Here is a 3172-nt window from a genome sequence, read left to right as displayed (position 1 = left end):
CCGCCGCGAAGCGGCGGGCTCGAAGCGACGGCCGTCAGACCTGATACGTATGGGCCGCGAAGAGGGACAGGTTCTCGGCGACCCACGCCGAGGTCAGAGCCAGCCCCTCGCGGAGCGGAACGACCGGCTCCCAGCCGGACAGCTCCCGGGCAAGGGAGTTGTCCGACACGAGCCGCTCAACTTCGCTCCCAGCAGGCCGCATCCGCGCGGGATCGGCCACCACCACGGCCTCCCGCCCACTGGCCGCGATCAACTCCGCCGCCAGATCCCCGATGGAGATCTCCCGGCCCACGCCGAGGTTCACGACCTGCCCGACGGCGGAGTCGGCCTCGGCCACCGCGAGGAACCCGCGCGCCGTGTCCGTCACGTACGTGAAGTCCCGCGTGGGCGTCAGCGACCCGAGCCTGATCTCCCGCGCCCCGGCGTGCAGTTGGGCGAGGATGGTGGGGATCACGGCACGGGCGGACTGCCGCGGGCCGTAGGTGTTGAAGGGCCGCACCACGGCCACCGGCAGCTCGAAGGCGTGCCAGTGCGACAGCACCGTCATGTCGGCGCCGATCTTCGAGGCGGAGTACGGCGACTGCGGCTGCAGCGGGTGCCGCTCGCTGATGGGCACCGTCAGCGCCGTCCCGTACACCTCACTGGTCGAGGTGTGGACGAGTCGGCGCACGGAGTGCCGGCGGCACGCCTCGGCGACGTTCTCCGTACCGACGACGTTGGTCTGCACGTACGCGCCGGGAGAGTCGTACGAGTACGGGATCCCGATGAGCGCGGCGAGGTGGAAGACGGTGTCGCACCCGGCGACGGCGTCCATCACGCGCCCCGCGTCGCGGACGTCACCGGCGAGGAACTCCACCCGCGGGTCCCCGGCGAGATGCGCCAGGTGCCCCTTGTCGCCGTACGGCTTGTAGTGCACGAAGGCACGGACCTTCGCGCCCCGCTCCAGGAGCAGGTCGACGAGGGTCGAGCCGATGAAACCCTCGGCGCCGGTGACGAGGACGGTGCGGTCGCGCCAGGAAAGAGGGGCAGAGGGCGAGAGGTCGTTCATGCCGCGTACTCCAGGTGATCGGTGTGGTGTTGGGCGAGGTGCAGGACCCGCTCGGCGAGCAGGTCGGCGGCCCGGGCGTGCGGCCCGGGATCCGCGGCGCCGCTCATGGCGGCGAGCCGGGCCGGTTCGGCGAGCAGCGGTTCGAGAAGCCCCGCGAGCCGGTCGGCGGTGGTCTCGGCGTCGGGAAGCAGCAGCCCCGCGCCGGCGTCGGAGAGGACCCGCGCGTTGTGGGTCTGGTGGTCGCCGGGGGCGTGCGGGTAGGGCACGAGGACGGCGGGCACACCGGTCGCGGCGAGTTCGGCGACGGTGGCGGAGCCCGCGCGGCAGACGACGAGGTCGGCGGCGGCGTAGGCGAGGTCCATCCGGTCCAGGTACGGCACGGCCCGCGCGACCGCGCCTGCTCCCTCATGTCCTTCGTACGCGAGCCGCCGCCGCGTCTCGTCGAGCGCCGCGGGACCGGTCTTGATCAGCAGGAATACGTCGCCACGCCACCGCCAGCGGGCGGCGAGCCCGAGCGCCGCCTCAGTGAGGCGGGCCGCGCCCAGGCTGCCGCCGTTGAAGAGCACGAGCCGCGCCCCGTCGGGCACGCCGAGGACGCGCCGGGCGTCGGCACGCAGCGCGTCCCGGTCGAGGGAGGCGAGGGCGGCGGCGATGGGCATGCCGGTGGTGGTGGCGCGGTCGCCGCCCGGCAGATGGGCCCGGCTGCGGTCGAAGGCGACGGCGATGTGCGGGGTGAGCCGGGCGGCGAAGCGGTTGGCGCGGCCGGGCACGGCGTTGGACTCGTGGATGAGGCTGGGCAGTCCGGCCATGCGCGCGCCGACGATCGCGGGCGCGCTCGGGTAGCCGCCCATGCCGACGGCGACCTGCGCGCCCTGGTCCCGCAGGATGGCCCGGCACTGGGCGCCGGACTTCAGCAGGGCCGCGGGCAGCAGATAGCGGCGGGCGCCGAGCGACGGGTCGAAGGGGATCATGTCGACGGTGTGCAGCCGGTAGCCGGCCTCGGGGATGAGCCGGGTCTCCAGGCCGCGCTCGGTGCCCACGAAGGAGATCACCGCGTCCGGCACGGCCCGGCGCAGGGCGTCGGCGAGGGCGAGGCCCGGATAGATGTGGCCGCCGGTGCCGCCCGCGCCGATCACGACGGACAGCGGCCTGTTCGTGTGGGTCGCCGCGGGACTGGCCGTGGCGGAGGTGACGGGAGTTCTCATGGCACCGGAGCCTCGCGAGCCGTCCTAAGAGGGTTTTAAGAGCCGCATTTGGCACCTTTGGTTCATGAGCTGGTTCAGGAGCGGTACGAGGCGTACGAGCCGCACGGGTCGTACGGGGCATATGAGGCGTACGAGGCCCGAGGTTCCGCGCGTGGGCACAGGCACGGGCGTGGGCACGAGCACAGGCACGGGCACGGGCGGCGGCGCATGACGGCCGCCGCCGCCAAGATCCTCGTCGTCGACGACGACCCGGAGGTGCGCGCCGCGGTGGAGGACGCGCTGACCGTCGAGGGGCACCATGTGCGCGGGGCCGCCGACGGCCACCGGGCGCTGACCGCGGTGGCCCGGTGGGAGCCGGACCTGCTTGTCCTGGACGTGATGATGCCCGTCATGGACGGCCTGGCGGTGTGCCGCAGGCTGCGGGCGGCGGGCGACCGCACGCCGGTGCTCGTCCTTACGGCCCTGGACTCGGTGAGCGACCGCGTCGACGGGCTCGACGCCGGAGCCGACGACTATCTCGTCAAGCCCTTCGCCCTGGACGAGCTGGTGGCCCGGGTCCGCGCGCTGCTGCGCCGCGCCGCCCCGGACCCGGCGGAGCCCGGCCGCGACGGCGACGAGCTCGCGTACGGCGATCTGACCCTCGACGTGCGCACCCGCACCGGGGGGCGCGGCGGGCGGCGCATCGAGTTCAGCCGCACCGAGGCCACCCTCCTGGAACTGCTCCTGCGCAACGCGGGCCAGGTCCTGCCGCGCGAGCTGATCCACGAGTCGGTGTGGGGGCGGGACTTCGGCCCCGACTCCAACTCCCTCGCGGTGTACGTCGGTTATCTGCGCCGCAAGCTGGAGTCCGGCGGCGAGGCCCGGCTCGTGCACACGGTGCACGGCGTCGGCTACCGGTTCGGCTCGCCGTGAGCGCCCG

The 3172-nt window shown here is 73.9% G+C and carries 3 protein-coding genes; 1 reads left to right on the top strand and 2 read right to left on the bottom strand.

Translation table 11 applies throughout. The features are described 5' to 3' along the window. Nucleotides 1-34: 34 nt before the first annotated feature. Together STRAU_RS01570 and STRAU_RS01565 are read right to left on the bottom strand one after the other, a co-directional pair. The gene (locus STRAU_RS01570) at nucleotides 35-1048 is read right to left on the bottom strand and encodes a GDP-mannose 4,6-dehydratase (protein WP_016638453.1); all 1014 of its coding nucleotides are present in this window, start codon (nucleotides 1046-1048) and stop codon (nucleotides 35-37) included. Continuing rightward, nucleotides 1045-2253: a UDP-N-acetylglucosamine--N-acetylmuramyl-(pentapeptide) pyrophosphoryl-undecaprenol N-acetylglucosamine transferase gene (locus STRAU_RS01565; protein WP_052028916.1), complete on the bottom strand. Its 1209-nt coding sequence runs from the start codon at nucleotides 2251-2253 to the stop codon at nucleotides 1045-1047. The genes STRAU_RS01570 and STRAU_RS01565 overlap by 4 nt, the downstream gene beginning before the upstream one ends. 207 nt (nucleotides 2254-2460) lie before the next feature. Between STRAU_RS01565 and STRAU_RS01560 the strand changes: the two genes are divergently transcribed. Then, a complete protein-coding gene (locus STRAU_RS01560) occupies nucleotides 2461-3165 on the top strand; it encodes a response regulator transcription factor (RefSeq protein WP_016638450.1) in 705 nt (234 codons plus the stop codon). Nucleotides 3166-3172 lie beyond the last annotated feature (7 nt).

Source organism: Streptomyces aurantiacus JA 4570 (genome assembly GCF_000414115.1).
GTDB classification, from domain to species: domain Bacteria; phylum Actinomycetota; class Actinomycetes; order Streptomycetales; family Streptomycetaceae; genus Streptomyces; species Streptomyces aurantiacus_A.
The sequence above is the reverse complement of the archived record's forward strand: the minus strand, read 5'-3'. Positions and strand labels throughout refer to the sequence as shown.